A 12309-nucleotide genomic window follows, 5' to 3' on the forward strand; every position below is an offset into this window, starting at 1 on the left:
GCTTCTGTCGCCCTCTAGGCGCGATCCATAAGAGCCGCAGGCTCCTTGGTCGCGTGCGTGCCTCTGTTTTGCGTCCGCTCATAAAGCTCGCGAACGATTCGGCTGGCGGTAGTCTCAAACAGAAATGGCAAGAAAGCGTGAACGAGCGCGGCGCCCGCCGCCATCAGCAGCCGCGACGAGAACCAGGCGGCAAAACCCATGTGACCGAGATAGGTTTCGCCGACCTTGGCCGGATGAGAGGTGAAAATCCTTGCGACCGACATGCTGGTTCCCCTTCAGTGTTCGAGTTCCTGATATGAGTATCCTGACATGCTTCGCCGGTTCATCGGTCTCAAAATGTCCTTGTATTTGGCCTACTCATGGGACAAACATCCCACATGGCGCAGGAAATCGACGAAATCGATCGAAGATTGCTGACTGAATTGCAACGCGACGGCACGCTGTCAGTCGACCAGCTGTCGGAACGGGTGTCGCTGTCGCGCAATGCCTGCTGGCGCCGGGTGAAGCGGCTGGAGGAGGATGGCGTCATCACCGGCCGCGTGGCGCTGGTCGATGCTGAAAAGCTCGGGCTTGGCCTTTCCGTCTTCATCCTGATCCGCACGTCCAACCACGACCCGGAGTGGCTGCAGAAATTCCGGGCGGCGGTGACCGGCTTTCCCGAGATCACCGGCGTCTACCGCATGTCCGGCGACCTCGATTATGTCTTGCGCGCCCGCGTCGCCGACGTGAAGGCGTACGACCGGCTCTACCAGCGGCTGATCGCCAAGGTAGCGCTGTCTGATGTCTCCGCTTCCTTCGTGATGGAGGAAATCAAGGAGACGACCGTCGTTCCGATGGCCAGGTCATAGTGATGCCTGAAAGAAAGACGTTGATAGCATTGCGGTCGAGTTGACCGAATCGCCGTTCGCGCCGATAGGATCGATTTTATGCGCGCAGCCCTCCAAACTCCCTCCGTCATCGGTCCCACCGTCGGCTTCGTCAGGTTGCCGCATGCTGAGGGACTCCCGCTTCCCGCCTATGAAAGCACCGGCGCGGCCGGCATGGATCTGCGCGCCGCGGTGCCCGACGACCGGCCGCTGCTGATCCTGCCTGGCAAACGCGCTTTGGTGCCGACCGGGCTGATCCTGGAGATTCCGGAAGGCATGGAAGGCCAGGTCCGGCCGCGCTCCGGACTTGCTTTCAAACATGGCCTGACCGTGCTCAACACGCCCGGCACCATCGACAGTGACTATCGCGGCGAGGTGAAGGTGCTGCTGATCAATCTCGGCGACGAGGATTTCGCGGTGACGCGCGGCATGCGCATCGCCCAGATCGTCTTCGCGGCGGTGACGCAGGCAGCCGTGGAAGAGCGCACACTTGCCGGCGGAACGGCGCGTGGCTCCGGTGGGTTCGGATCGACCGGCACCGCCTGATGCGAATTCCTAAACTTGTCATCTTCGACTGCGACGGGATCCTGGTCGATACAGAGAACCTGGCCAATCGGCGCCTCGCCGAATGGCTGAGCGCTGCCGGTTATCCGACGAGCTTCGAATATTGCCGCAAGCATTTCTCCGGCCGCAGCATGGCTTCGGTGCAGAAACAGATCGAAGAGGAAACCAGCGTCAGACTCGGCGCCGATTTCGTCGATCGCTGGAATGCCGGCCTGCCTGACCTGTTCGCCCATGGCGTCGAGGCAATCCCTTACGTCCGCGAGTTTGTCGAAGCCGTGCGTTCAGCCGGCATCGCCTATTGCGTCGCCACTTCGGCCAGGGTGTCGAAGATGCACATCACGCTCGGCCAGACCGGGCTGTTGCCGTTGTTCGAGCACGCGATGTTTTCCTCGACCATGGTCGCGCGCGGCAAACCGTTCCCCGACCTGTTCCTGCATGCGGCCAAGACCATGGGCTTCGCGCCCGCCGACTGCATCGTCATCGAAGACAGCGTCGCCGGCACGCAAGCCGGCATTGCCGCCGGCATGCGGGTGTTTTCCTATCATGGCGACCCCTATTCCGACCGCGACGGCCTGATCCAGGCCGGCGGCATCCTGTTCGACGACATGCGCGAACTGGCCGGGCTGGTGCCGATCCACTGACCTGATCTCAGCCCACGGCTGTGCGCCTCGATTGTCCGTGCTAGCTTGGCCGCCAACTTGAGGCCGCGCATGAAACCCACCCTGCTTCGCTTCGTCCTCGCCCTGATGCTGCTGCCGTTCCTGTGGACCGCGGCCGGCGCGCAGGCCGTCGGCTTCCCGGAGCTCGGCAGCGCGCGGCCGGGCCGCAAGGATGTCACCTATCTCGATCTGGCGAGGATGGTTATCCCAGATCTCGCCGCAGACAAGGACGGCTTCTACAAGGGCGGGCTGCCGATCGAGATGCGTCATATCGAGGGGCCGGACAGCGGCGGCTCGCCGCCTGAGACGTCGGGCTTTTCCAATGCCGCGGTGCTTGCCATCAAGGCCAGCGGCAAGGATCGGCTGACCATGCTGTTCGATCTTGGGGATTCCCCCGACAGCGCCGAGGGCTATGCGGTGCTGGCGCTCTACGACATTGCGGCCAAACCAAAACTGCTCGACGCCGTCAATGTCGCGCTCGATCGTGGCACCTATTTCCGCGAACCAGGCAAGCTTTCCGTCGGTGCCAACGATGACGTCCTCGTCACCATGAGCGCGCATTTCAATTCGAGCCAGAACTATGTGATCACGCCGCTGATCATGGTCCGCGACGAAAAATTCGAACTGATCGACATGATCTATACGTTCGATGAGAACCTGTGCGCCTTCAGCCGCAAGCAGGACGTGGCTTTCGAGATCGTCGCCGACGGCCAGCCTTATGCCGCCATCAAGGTGACCGTGACCGATGCCACGGTGCTGAGTGGCGAAAGCTGCGACGACGAACCGCCCAGGCCAGAGTCTCATGCGATTTCCGTCGCCTATCGGTGGGATAAGAAGACATCGCGCTACGCCAAGGATTCCGACGCGCTGGACAAATTGGCAGGAGAGAACGCCAAACGCTTCTGACCCAACCGCATTCGTTTGCCCGGCCAAATGAGGCAGGATAAAATCCGCTTAGCTACACCGCACAGGGGGAACTACCATGGACAAGGGCAAGATCTTTCGCGACCTGCATGCCTCGACCTTCGTCATGCCCAATCCCTGGGATATCGGCACGACGAAGCTGTTGGCTTCTTTCGGCTTCACGGCGCTGGCGACGACCAGCGCCGGCTTTGCCTTTTCGCGCGGCCTGCCGGATGGCACCGTGACCTTCGACCAGATGATCCACCATTGCCGCGAGGTGACGGCGGCGACCAGCCTGCCGGTCTCGGCCGATCTCGAGAAGGGCAAGGGCGACAGCCCGACCAGTGCCGCGGAAACCGTCTTCGCGGCGGAAGCGGCCGGCCTTGCCGGCTGCTCGATCGAGGACCACACCGGCGACCCGGACAAGCCGATCTATGATTTCTCGCACGCCGTCGAGCGCGTCGCGGCGGCCGTGGAGGCAGCTCGCGCGCTGAAGCGCGATTTCGTCTTCACCGCGCGCGCCGAGAATTTCTTGTGGGGCAAGTCCGACCTCGACGACACCATCAAGCGGCTGCAGGCTTTCGAGAAGGCCGGCGCCGATGTGCTCTATGCGCCGGGCATCGGCGACGTCGAGATGGTGCGTGCGATCTGCTCGGCGGTCGGCAAGCCGGTCAACGTCATGGCGAGGCCCGGCTTTACCATCGCCGATCTCGCCATGGCCGGCGTCAAGCGCATCTCGCTCGGGCCGTGGCTGACCAATTTCGCCTATGGCATGCTGGAGACAGCGGCGCGCGAAATCCAGCAGGACGGCACCTTCGGCTTCACCCGCGCCGCCATGCCGTTCGGCAAATTGCAGGCGCTGTTCGGCAAACCTTCAGCTTAGATAAGGCCCATCGCATGACGCTGACCGTCGTCGATATGCATACCGGCGGCGAGCCGGTCAGGATCGTCACCGGCGGCTATCCGGACATCCCGAGAGGCACGATCCTGGAAAAGCGCGCCTATGTGCGCGACCATCTCGATCATCTCAGGAAAATCCTGATGTTCGAGCCGCGCGGCCATTACGACATGTATGGTGCCTTGCTGCTCGAGCCGGACCTGCCCGGCGCCGACCTGGCCGTGCTGTTCATGCACAATGAAGGCTATTCGACCATGTGCGGCCACGCCGTCGTCGCGCTCGGCCGCTACGCCGTCGACGAAGGACTGGTGACGAAACGCGAGCCGGTGACGACCGTCAACATCGAGGCGCCGTGCGGGCTGGTCATCGCCTCGGTCGAGGTCAGGGACGGCAAGGCCGGCGCGGTGTCGTTCGAAAGCGTGCCGGCGTTCCTGTTCGCGGGCGACCAGACGATAGAGCTTGCGGGCCATGGCACGATCGGCTTCGACGTCGCCTATGGCGGCGCTTTCTACGCGCTTGCCGATTGTTACCAATTCGGGCTCGAATTCGGCCGCGACCGGGTACGCGATTTCGTCGATGCGGCAACGGCGCTGACGAACCGGCTCAAGGCCGAATTCCCACTGTCGCATCCCGAACACGCCGACCTCGCCTTCCTCTACGGCACCATCCTGACCGACGGAAAGGATGCCTTTTCCAGCGAGGTGACCAAAAACGTCTGTGTCTTCGCCGAAGCCGAAGTCGACCGCTCGCCGACCGGCTCCGGCGTCACCGCAAGGCTGGCGGCCATGCATGACAGGGGCGAGATCGCGATCGGGCAGACGCGCATGTTCGAGAGCATCGCCGGCTCGCGTTTTTCCGGGGCCGTGGTGCGGACGGCGACGGCTGGCCCGCACGATGCGATCATCGCCCGCGTCGGCGGTCGCGCCTATTATTCCGGGCGGGCTGAGTTCATCGTCGAGCCCGACGACGAACTGGGACGCGGATTTCTCCTGCGTTAAGTGCGCCTATATCCGGATCGAGCCACTTCCCGCACCGAAATCGCCTTGTGCAGATGCACCATCATGGCGGCAGCGAAGAGCGGCGTCACCAGGTTGAGCAACGGCACGGCGAGGAAGGCAGCGATTACCAGTCCGGCGAGAAACACGGTGCCGGCATAGTGCCGGCGCAAGGCCCTGGCCTCTTCTTCCCCGCGAAAGCGCATGGCGGCGAATTCGAAGAACTCGCGTCCGAGCAGATAGCCGTTGACGATGAAGAAAGCGGCGATGTTGACGCCCGGCACCAGCAGAAGCAGCACGGCGACGATGTTGCCAAGAATGACAACGCCGAGGAATCGCATCGACAGCACCAGCGAGCGCAGCGCCGGCATGGCGCGGCCGGGCGGATCGTCGGGATAGTCGGTGCGCTCGACCACTTCGGCGATATCGTCGAGGAACAGGCCGGCGACAACAGCCGTCACCGGCGCGATGAGCAACGCCATCCCGAAGGCGAGCGCGATGGCTGCGATGATGCCGCCCAGCCAGCCGGCCCAGGACGGCATGCCGGGCAACAGCGTCTGCAGCCACGGCAGGGCCAGCCACTCGACAAGGCTGGTCAGGCCGAACCACAAGGCCACCAGCGCAAGCAAGGTCAGCCCGAGCGTCTTCACGAACACGGCACGAAACGGAGGCGAGAGCAGCTCAAGGGCCGCGGTGCGTGCTGCGTCGAAAATCACCGTGCTTCAGCCCCTCTAGCGGACGCCGCCGAGCGGCGGACGCTTCCGAGATAGGCAGCTTAGGTCGCGCGCACAAGCGGGCTGGTTCTTTTGCTTTGACGCAATTCCCAAGGGAAAGCGCTATGCGCTTTTCCCGGGAAAACCGCTTCACACTTTTCCTGGAATTGCTCTACCGCGCAAACGCCGGCTTTCGAACCGGTATGGTCATGGCAGCGACGCAGGCAATGACAAAACCCATGCCCAGCCATGCCGTTGAACCAAGGCTTTCGCCAAGGAAGACGGCGCCGATGCCGACGCCGATCGGCACGCGCAGATAGGCTTGCGAGGTGGTGCCGACCGAGCCCAGCGTGTGGATGAGGCGGAAATAGATGACGAAGGCCAGCGCCGTCGAAAACACCGACAGGCCGAGCAGCGCCAGGATCGACGCGGTCGACAGCGACAGCGTCCATGGCTGGTCGAACACAAGGCTGAGCGGCACGAGAATGACTGCGCCGCAGAGCATCGAGCCGGCGGCCGGCAGCATCGGGTCGAGGCTCTTGAAACCACGGCCGAAAATCGCCGCGCCGGCATAGCAGATTGTTGCGGCGACGATTGCCAACTGTGCCCACAGTTCATGACCGAGACCACCCAGCGCCTGCGTGCCGATGATGAGGCAGATACCGGCAATGCCGGCGCCGATGCCAATCAGTTTGCGCAACGTGACCGGCTCGTGGCGGGTGATGAGCGCGGTCAAGAGGAAGGTGAAGATCGGTGAGGTCGCGTTCAGGATGGTGGCGAGGCCGGCGTCGACCGAGCGTTCGGCGGCGGCGATCAGGGTGAACGGTATGACGCTGTTGAGGCAGGCCTGGAACGCAAAGCGGCGCCAGCTCGCCGCATCGCCCGGCATGGCGAGCCCGCGCCAGCGGATGATGGCGAACAGGATGCCACCCGCGATCAGGGTGCGGGCGGCAATCAAGGTGACCGGCGGGATCGTCTCGACGCCGATCTTGATGAAGGTGTAGGAGGCGCCCCAGAGCACCGCCAGCACGGCGGGCAGTGCCAGATCGGTGGTCATGTCGTTCCCTGTCGGCGTGTTCTTTGTCGGCATGGGCTGGCTCGCCTTAAAACGTGATCGTCTGAGCCAGGCTTTTAAGTGGTGTCGCGATGAAATGCTTCGGCCACGGTCGAATTGTCATAGCGCCTCGTTGCGGATGCGCTTTTGGCCTGTTCTGGCCTGATCCACCAAAGTTGTGGGTCGCGCTCTAGGCAAACCGGTTTCAAATCGCTAGACCCGCGCCCGGCCGACGTGGCAAGAAGCCGGCTCGGGTTTTTGGCGGAGATTTTGATGCCGGATTATGACGTGCTTTGCATCGGCAATGCCATTGTCGACATCATTGCCCAGTGCGACGAGGAGTTCCTCGAGACCAACGGCATCATCAAGGGCGCGATGAATCTCATCGACACGCAGCGCGCCGAATTGCTCTACAGCCGCATGGGCCCGGCGATCGAAGCGTCCGGCGGCAGTGCCGGCAACACGGCGGCCGGCGTCGCCAGCTTCGGCGGCCGCGCCGCCTTCTTCGGCAAGGTCTCCAGCGATGCGCTGGGCGAAATCTACGCCCACGACATCCATGCGCAGGGCGTCGCCTTCGACACCAGGCCGCTCAAGGGCGAGCCGCCGACGGCGCGCTCGATGATCTTCGTCACCCCCGACGGCGAACGCTCGATGAACACCTATCTCGGCGCCTGCGTCGAGCTTGGCCCTGAGGATGTCGAGGCCGACAAGGCGTCTGGCGCCAAGGTCACCTATTTCGAAGGCTATCTGTGGGACCCGCCGAGGGCCAAGGAAGCAATCCGGCAGACGGCGAAGCTGGCGCACGCGGCAGGCCGCGAAGTGTCGATGACACTGTCGGATTCGTTCTGCGTCGACCGCTACCGCGACGAGTTCCTCGACCTGATGCGTTCGGGCACGGTCGACATCGTCTTTGCCAACAGCCACGAGATCAAGTCGCTCTACCAGACATCGTCGTTCGACGAGGCGCTGGCGCAGATCCGCAAGGATTGCAGGATCGCCGCCGTGACGCGTTCGGAAAAGGGCTCGGTGATCGTACGCGGCGACGAGACCGTGGTCATCAAGGCGACCGCCATCAAGGAGCTGGTCGACACGACAGGCGCCGGCGATCTCTATGCCGCCGGCTTCCTGCATGGCTACACGCAAGGCCGCGACCTGCAGACCTGCGGCGACCTTGGCTCACTGGCGGCCGGACTGGTGATCCAGCAGATCGGCCCCAGGCCGCGGCAGAACTTGCGCCGCGAGGCCGAGCAGGCGGGATTGTTGTAGCCGACCGTCAAGCGGCGTCACAAGGACGTGGAGCTCGGGCGCAAACATCGCTGCGCAGCGATCTTTCGCGCCCCCCTCTGCCCTGCCGGGCATCTCCCCCACGAGGGGGGAGATCGGCAGCTTGGCCGTCCGTGCTTCTCACCGTCGCGCGGCTGTCACACATCGCACCTACACGCAATCGAGGCGCCCTGCGACTGACATTTCGGGGCGCTCGCAGTCAGTTGGGGGTGTCCAGAAATGCAAGACAGCAAGCTGTCGGGCCGCTGCATCTGTTGCCGCCGCGATTTCCCCTTTCTGCTCTAGAAGTTCAACAATCCGCCGCTGGGAGGAGCGCGCGGCCCGGAAGACAGATGCATGAACAAATTTCTGATCCAGGACATCAAGCAGGACGACTTCGCGGAGATGGTCGCGGAGGAGGTCGAACGCGCGCTTGCCCACTATGACGAGGCCATCAACAATCCCACCATGGTCTCGGTCGGCAAGATCGCCGGCAGCATAGCGTCCGCCGTCACCTTGCTGTCGCCGAAGCACCAGCGCGCCATCGACACCATCCATGCCGACCTGCCTGGCCTGGCCTCGAAATTCGTGCGCGCGCTGGCGGCCGAGGCCGCGCGCCGCAGCGAAGCCGGTATCGCTGGCGCGACAAATCCGACGACCACCCTGTTGGCCGATGCCGAGCCCCCTTCGCTCCCCAAATCCGACGATCTCGAATCGATGCTGATCGAGGATTGGGCGGGCCGCGTCGCCGGATCGACCTATCTGGAAGAAAACCTGCGCATCGCCCGCTCGACTCTGCATCGCTGGCAAAGGCGGGGCGAGGTCATCGCCTTGCGCAAGGGCGGCCGCAAGCATGTCTTCCCGCTGGCGCAGTTCGTCGACGGCAGGCCGGTCGCGGGCATCCCTGGGGTGCTGTCCCAGATCAGCAATCCGAGGCTGGCCTGGCTGTGGCTGACGCGCCCCTCGGCGCAGCTTGACGGCCGCGTTCCCATCGACCTGCTACGGCACGATCAGGTCGATGAAGTCGTCGAAGCCGCACGCGTGTTCGCGCCTGCTTGATGGGCTTTGGTGCAGATCCCTGATAGCGCTAGGCGGTCTTGCGAATCGGGTGGCGAGGACCGGACGATGCCTGTTGCGGCGCCATTTCCTTCGCGGTGACCAACCGGTTGCGGCCACTCTTTTTTCCGATGTACATCAGCCGGTCGGCGAGTGCGATCAGCGCTTCGGAATCGGCGGCTTCCGCCGGATACATGGCCACGCCAACGGTGCAGCCGACCTGGATCTCGCCATTCGGCGTAGGAACCTTGATCCGCAACCTTTCCAGGATGCGTTCGGCGACGCGCACAGCCTTCTGCTGCGCCAGACCGGAGTCGCCCGAGAACAAGAAGGCGAACTCGTCACCGCCAAGCCGGGCGACGAAATCGGCGCTGCGCAGAATCGAGCGAAGCTGGCTCGAGACGCGCTGCAGCAGCGCATCGCCGGCCTCGTGGCCGAGCGTGTCGTTGACTTCCTTGAACCGGTCGAGGTCGATGAACAGAAGTCCGGCCGCCTCGCCGGTGGCGCCGCAGCGGGCGACCACCGATTTGAGTTCGTTGTGGAAGGCACGCCGGTTGGGCAGGTCCGTCAACAGATCGTGGTTGGCCGAATGGTCGCTCTGCAGCTTCGCCAGCTCGATCTCGCGCTTTTGCGCGGACAGTTCCTCGTTGGCGGTCTTCAGATCCAGCAGCAGCTGCGAATTGAGGTCCTCGACAACCTTGCGGTCGCTGATGTCGACGACGAAGCCCTCCAGGAATTCGAGTTCGCCGGTATCATCCCAGACACCGCCGCCGATCTCGCGGACCCAGAGCGGTTCGCCGACCTGCGGCACGATGCGGTAGTCGACGTTCCAGTTGCAGCGCGCCTCGAGCGCGGTGTCGACGGCGGCATAGACGGCGGCGAGATCATCCGGGTGGATGGCCGAGACATAGTCGCGCACCGCGTTGTGAATGAAATCGCTCGGCCGATAACCGCTGACGGTGAGTATGCCGTCGCTGATATAGAGCATGGTGTAGGACGCATCGTTGCGGCAGCGGTAGAGATAGCCGTCCATCCGGCCGGTAATGCTGAGCAGCGCATCCAGGCGCTCGTCGTGATAGGCTCCCTGGCCGACCACGGATGCTGGAATCGTATCGCGCTTCACGGCTGCAAATCCATGACGGTCACCACCCCAGTCTGTCCAAAATGCCGCTCTGGCACATCGACGACAGCTCCCTGGTATAACCACCGAATATTATCAATATCTTATGGATTCCGGTGATTTGCCCGTAAAATTGGCCTGAACCGCAGGATACAGGCCGAACGCGAAATCCGACCGATCTCTTGCTATCGGCGCTGGCGGTGCGCGCGAGCCCATCAATGGTGGCCGCGAGGCACTGGTCATGGCGCGGGACCTGCTGGCCAGCGGGCGGCCGGAATCAGGTGGTCTTGGGAGTGCCTGTTGGCGGAGATTGCCTAGCAAAAGCGGGTGATGGGGCGGGTTGAAGTCGATCACATATCGATCGAGCCACTCGCTAGTTGCTGACCTTAGTGACTTGCATCAAATGCGCAGTCCGTAGATGCTGACTCGATGGGGGATTCGATATGGATAAGTCATGGGACAAATTTGAGGATAAGGTTCGCGGTCTTGCCCAGCACATCTGGGGAAAGCCTTGCTTGCCGACCAAGATTGGAGGCGTAAACATCGATGGCGCAATTGCTATCGATTCAGAAGTCAGTATTCACATAGAAATCACAGAAGATCGAACACTATCCAAGGTTCGAACGGATATTACTAAGCTTATAACAGCTAAGGCTGATTCTTTTTCACGTGGCATCCTTGCGAAGTCATTCTGCGTTGTTAATGGACCGATTACCAACAGCATGAAGGAAGCTGGCGTTTCTCATCACATTCAAGTTCTTTCAATTGCCGAATTTTCCCGTTTATTTTTCGACTTCGATCGTTACAGCGTGGCTCGCCAGAGTGCACCATTTGGAAGTTCTGTTGACCCACTTACTGGTGAAAGTGACGAGACGGCTTACGTACCAGTTCGCTATAAGATAGACGGACGCGTTTCCGACGTTACCTCTCATGAGATCGCTCGATGGTTGAAAGACGGATCGAGAATCATTCTTCTCGGAGAATATGGAAGCGGAAAGAGCCGCTGCATTAGAGAGGTGTTCCGACTTCTCAGCACGAATGCCGTCGAAACGCTGGGGTACCCTGTCGCAATCAATTTGCGGCAATCTTGGGGACTCAGTCGAAGCAGTGAATTGCTACGGCGGCATCTTCAAGATCTAGGCCTGGATGACCTTGAAGGCGCTGCAATCCGTGCGTTTAAGAGCGGCTCCGTCGCACTTATGCTTGACGGTTTTGACGAAGTAGGATCACAGGCTTGGAGCAATGATGGACAAAAGCTAAAGATTATTCGAGCAAAATCCTTGCAGGGTGTAAAAGATATAATTTCTGAATCTAAAGGTGGTGTTCTCATAACTGGCAGAGAACACTATTTTCCGAATAGCGCCGAGATGTTTTCTGCTCTTGGATTGGACCCAAAGAAAACTATCGTAGCTAGATCGAAAAACGAATTTAGCGATACTGAACTTCTGGAATATTTCGGACAACTTGATATTGAAGTTGACATTCCAAGCTGGTTGCCTCGGCGACCTCTAATATGCCAAACCATCGCCAATCTCGACACAGAGACATTCAATACGATGTTTGGCAGTGAAGGGAACGAGGTTGATTTCTGGAATCACTTTATCCGGGTGATTTGTGAACGTGATGCACGGATACACGTATCTTTCGACCCTGACACCATTTTCGCCATTTTCGTTCAACTTGCTCGGCTCACACGATCGAAGGCCGCAAACGTTGGTCCTATATCGCTAAATGAGCTTCAAAGTGCATTCGAAGCCGCAACCGGCGCCGCCCCAATTGAGGAAGCGTCTTTAATGCTGCAACGATTACCTAGCCTAGGTGTGGAGCCTCAACAGGTTGTCCTCGGTTAAGGCGAGGCGACTGATAGGTGGTTTGGACTTCAGGCTGCCGTGAGGTCGATGCCAATTGTATCGGTGCAGCCAGACAGGCAGTTCGGCGGCGCGGTGGTCTGAAGTCGGATAGGCAATGGCGTAGGCCCATTCTCGCAGTGCCGTCTGGATGAAGCGCTCTGCCTTGCCGTTGGTCTTGGGCGTATAGGGCCTTGTCCTGACATGCTTGAGGCCGAGATCGCGGCAGGCCTTGGCGAAGGCCTTGGATCTGTAGCAGGAGCCGTTGTCGGTCATGACGCGGGCTATCGCGACGCCGAGGCTGGCGTAGTAGGCAACCGCCGCCTTGAGGAAGGCGATGGCGCTTTCTTTTTTCTCGTCGGGCAGTATCT

14 protein-coding genes are annotated in these 12309 nt (G+C 61.4%); 9 read left to right on the forward strand and 5 right to left on the reverse strand.

Annotated elements, in window-relative coordinates; translation table 11 throughout:
• Nucleotides 1-14: 14 nt before the first annotated feature.
• Nucleotides 15-263 (reverse strand): DUF6356 family protein, encoded by a 249-nt coding sequence (locus NKJ06_RS19850; protein ID WP_352634960.1) that lies wholly within the window; start codon nucleotides 261-263, stop codon nucleotides 15-17.
• A 114-nt stretch (nucleotides 264-377) separates the two neighbouring features.
• Here NKJ06_RS19850 and NKJ06_RS19855 point away from each other — a divergent pair, with 114 nt between their 5' ends.
• The 6 genes from NKJ06_RS19855 (at nucleotide 378) to NKJ06_RS19880 (ending at nucleotide 4888) form a co-directional block, all read left to right on the forward strand.
• Nucleotides 378-848, forward strand: a complete 471-nt coding sequence (locus NKJ06_RS19855) for an Lrp/AsnC family transcriptional regulator (protein WP_352634962.1) — start codon at nucleotides 378-380, stop codon at nucleotides 846-848.
• Between the two features lie 78 nt (nucleotides 849-926).
• Complete coding sequence (dut, locus tag NKJ06_RS19860; RefSeq protein ID WP_127289994.1) at nucleotides 927-1412, forward strand: dUTP diphosphatase; 486 nt, start codon at nucleotides 927-929, stop codon at nucleotides 1410-1412.
• Nucleotides 1412-2071 carry an HAD family hydrolase gene (locus tag NKJ06_RS19865; protein WP_352634964.1) on the forward strand — a complete coding sequence of 220 codons (660 nt, stop codon included), beginning with the start codon at nucleotides 1412-1414 and terminating at the stop codon, nucleotides 2069-2071. The genes dut and NKJ06_RS19865 overlap by 1 nt, the downstream gene beginning before the upstream one ends.
• A gap of 69 nt (nucleotides 2072-2140) precedes the next feature.
• Nucleotides 2141-2995 (forward strand): hypothetical protein, encoded by an 855-nt coding sequence (locus tag NKJ06_RS19870; RefSeq protein WP_352810445.1) that lies wholly within the window; start codon nucleotides 2141-2143, stop codon nucleotides 2993-2995.
• A 76-nt stretch (nucleotides 2996-3071) separates the two neighbouring features.
• A complete protein-coding gene (locus tag NKJ06_RS19875; protein ID WP_352634968.1) occupies nucleotides 3072-3875 on the forward strand; it encodes an isocitrate lyase/PEP mutase family protein in 804 nt (267 codons plus the stop codon).
• Between the two features lie 14 nt (nucleotides 3876-3889).
• Complete coding sequence (locus NKJ06_RS19880; RefSeq protein WP_352634971.1) at nucleotides 3890-4888, forward strand: proline racemase family protein; 999 nt, start codon at nucleotides 3890-3892, stop codon at nucleotides 4886-4888.
• Here NKJ06_RS19880 and NKJ06_RS19885 read toward each other — a convergent pair.
• Both NKJ06_RS19885 and NKJ06_RS19890 read right to left on the reverse strand, forming a co-directional pair.
• Entirely contained in the window at nucleotides 4885-5601 is a 717-nt protein-coding gene (locus NKJ06_RS19885; RefSeq protein ID WP_352634974.1) for a sulfate transporter family protein, read from the reverse strand. The two genes, NKJ06_RS19880 and NKJ06_RS19885, sit on opposite strands and share 4 nt — an antisense overlap.
• A gap of 169 nt (nucleotides 5602-5770) precedes the next feature.
• A complete protein-coding gene (locus NKJ06_RS19890) occupies nucleotides 5771-6688 on the reverse strand; it encodes a DMT family transporter (protein ID WP_502905638.1) in 918 nt (305 codons plus the stop codon).
• Nucleotides 6689-6925: 237 nt separating this feature from the next.
• On the opposite strand from NKJ06_RS19890, the gene NKJ06_RS19895 reads away from it, so the two are divergent.
• Both NKJ06_RS19895 and NKJ06_RS19900 read left to right on the forward strand, forming a co-directional pair.
• Nucleotides 6926-7918 carry an adenosine kinase gene (locus tag NKJ06_RS19895; RefSeq protein ID WP_352634975.1) on the forward strand — a complete coding sequence of 331 codons (993 nt, stop codon included), beginning with the start codon at nucleotides 6926-6928 and terminating at the stop codon, nucleotides 7916-7918.
• A gap of 354 nt (nucleotides 7919-8272) precedes the next feature.
• Nucleotides 8273-8974, forward strand: coding sequence for an antitoxin Xre/MbcA/ParS-like domain-containing protein (locus NKJ06_RS19900; RefSeq protein ID WP_352634977.1), 702 nt, complete (start codon nucleotides 8273-8275; stop codon nucleotides 8972-8974).
• Nucleotides 8975-9002: 28 nt separating this feature from the next.
• Here the strand turns inward: NKJ06_RS19900 and NKJ06_RS19905 are convergent, their stop codons facing one another.
• Nucleotides 9003-10094, reverse strand: a complete 1092-nt coding sequence (locus NKJ06_RS19905; RefSeq protein ID WP_352634979.1) for a GGDEF domain-containing protein — start codon at nucleotides 10092-10094, stop codon at nucleotides 9003-9005.
• A gap of 440 nt (nucleotides 10095-10534) precedes the next feature.
• Between NKJ06_RS19905 and NKJ06_RS19910 the strand changes: the two genes are divergently transcribed.
• Nucleotides 10535-11941, forward strand: coding sequence for a hypothetical protein (locus NKJ06_RS19910; RefSeq protein ID WP_352634981.1), 1407 nt, complete (start codon nucleotides 10535-10537; stop codon nucleotides 11939-11941).
• Here NKJ06_RS19910 and NKJ06_RS19915 read toward each other — a convergent pair.
• A partial coding sequence (locus NKJ06_RS19915) for an integrase core domain-containing protein (RefSeq protein ID WP_352634983.1) occupies nucleotides 11906-12309 on the reverse strand: 404 nt, incomplete at its 5' end. The two genes, NKJ06_RS19910 and NKJ06_RS19915, sit on opposite strands and share 36 nt — an antisense overlap.

Origin of the sequence: Mesorhizobium sp. M0293 (assembly GCF_040321735.1) — a bacterium.
Classification (GTDB): domain Bacteria; phylum Pseudomonadota; class Alphaproteobacteria; order Rhizobiales; family Rhizobiaceae; genus Mesorhizobium.

Bases quoted from the DNA above. Each gene is read 5' to 3' on its own strand.
- NKJ06_RS19880 (WP_352634971.1), top strand. From the start codon at position 3,890: ATGACGCTGACCGTCGTCGATATGCATACCGGCGGCGAGCCGGTCAGG.
- NKJ06_RS19875 (WP_352634968.1), top strand. From the start codon at position 3,072: ATGGACAAGGGCAAGATCTTTCGCGACCTGCATGCCTCGACCTTCGTC.
- NKJ06_RS19900 (WP_352634977.1), top strand. From the start codon at position 8,273: ATGAACAAATTTCTGATCCAGGACATCAAGCAGGACGACTTCGCGGAG.
- NKJ06_RS19890 (WP_502905638.1), bottom strand. From the start codon at position 6,688: ATGCCGACAAAGAACACGCCGACAGGGAACGACATGACCACCGATCTG.
- NKJ06_RS19870 (WP_352810445.1), top strand. From the start codon at position 2,141: ATGAAACCCACCCTGCTTCGCTTCGTCCTCGCCCTGATGCTGCTGCCG.
- NKJ06_RS19895 (WP_352634975.1), top strand. From the start codon at position 6,926: ATGCCGGATTATGACGTGCTTTGCATCGGCAATGCCATTGTCGACATC.
- NKJ06_RS19855 (WP_352634962.1), top strand. From the start codon at position 378: ATGGCGCAGGAAATCGACGAAATCGATCGAAGATTGCTGACTGAATTG.
- NKJ06_RS19910 (WP_352634981.1), top strand. From the start codon at position 10,535: ATGGATAAGTCATGGGACAAATTTGAGGATAAGGTTCGCGGTCTTGCC.
- dut (WP_127289994.1), top strand. From the start codon at position 927: ATGCGCGCAGCCCTCCAAACTCCCTCCGTCATCGGTCCCACCGTCGGC.
- NKJ06_RS19850 (WP_352634960.1), bottom strand. From the start codon at position 263: ATGTCGGTCGCAAGGATTTTCACCTCTCATCCGGCCAAGGTCGGCGAA.
- NKJ06_RS19865 (WP_352634964.1), top strand. From the start codon at position 1,412: ATGCGAATTCCTAAACTTGTCATCTTCGACTGCGACGGGATCCTGGTC.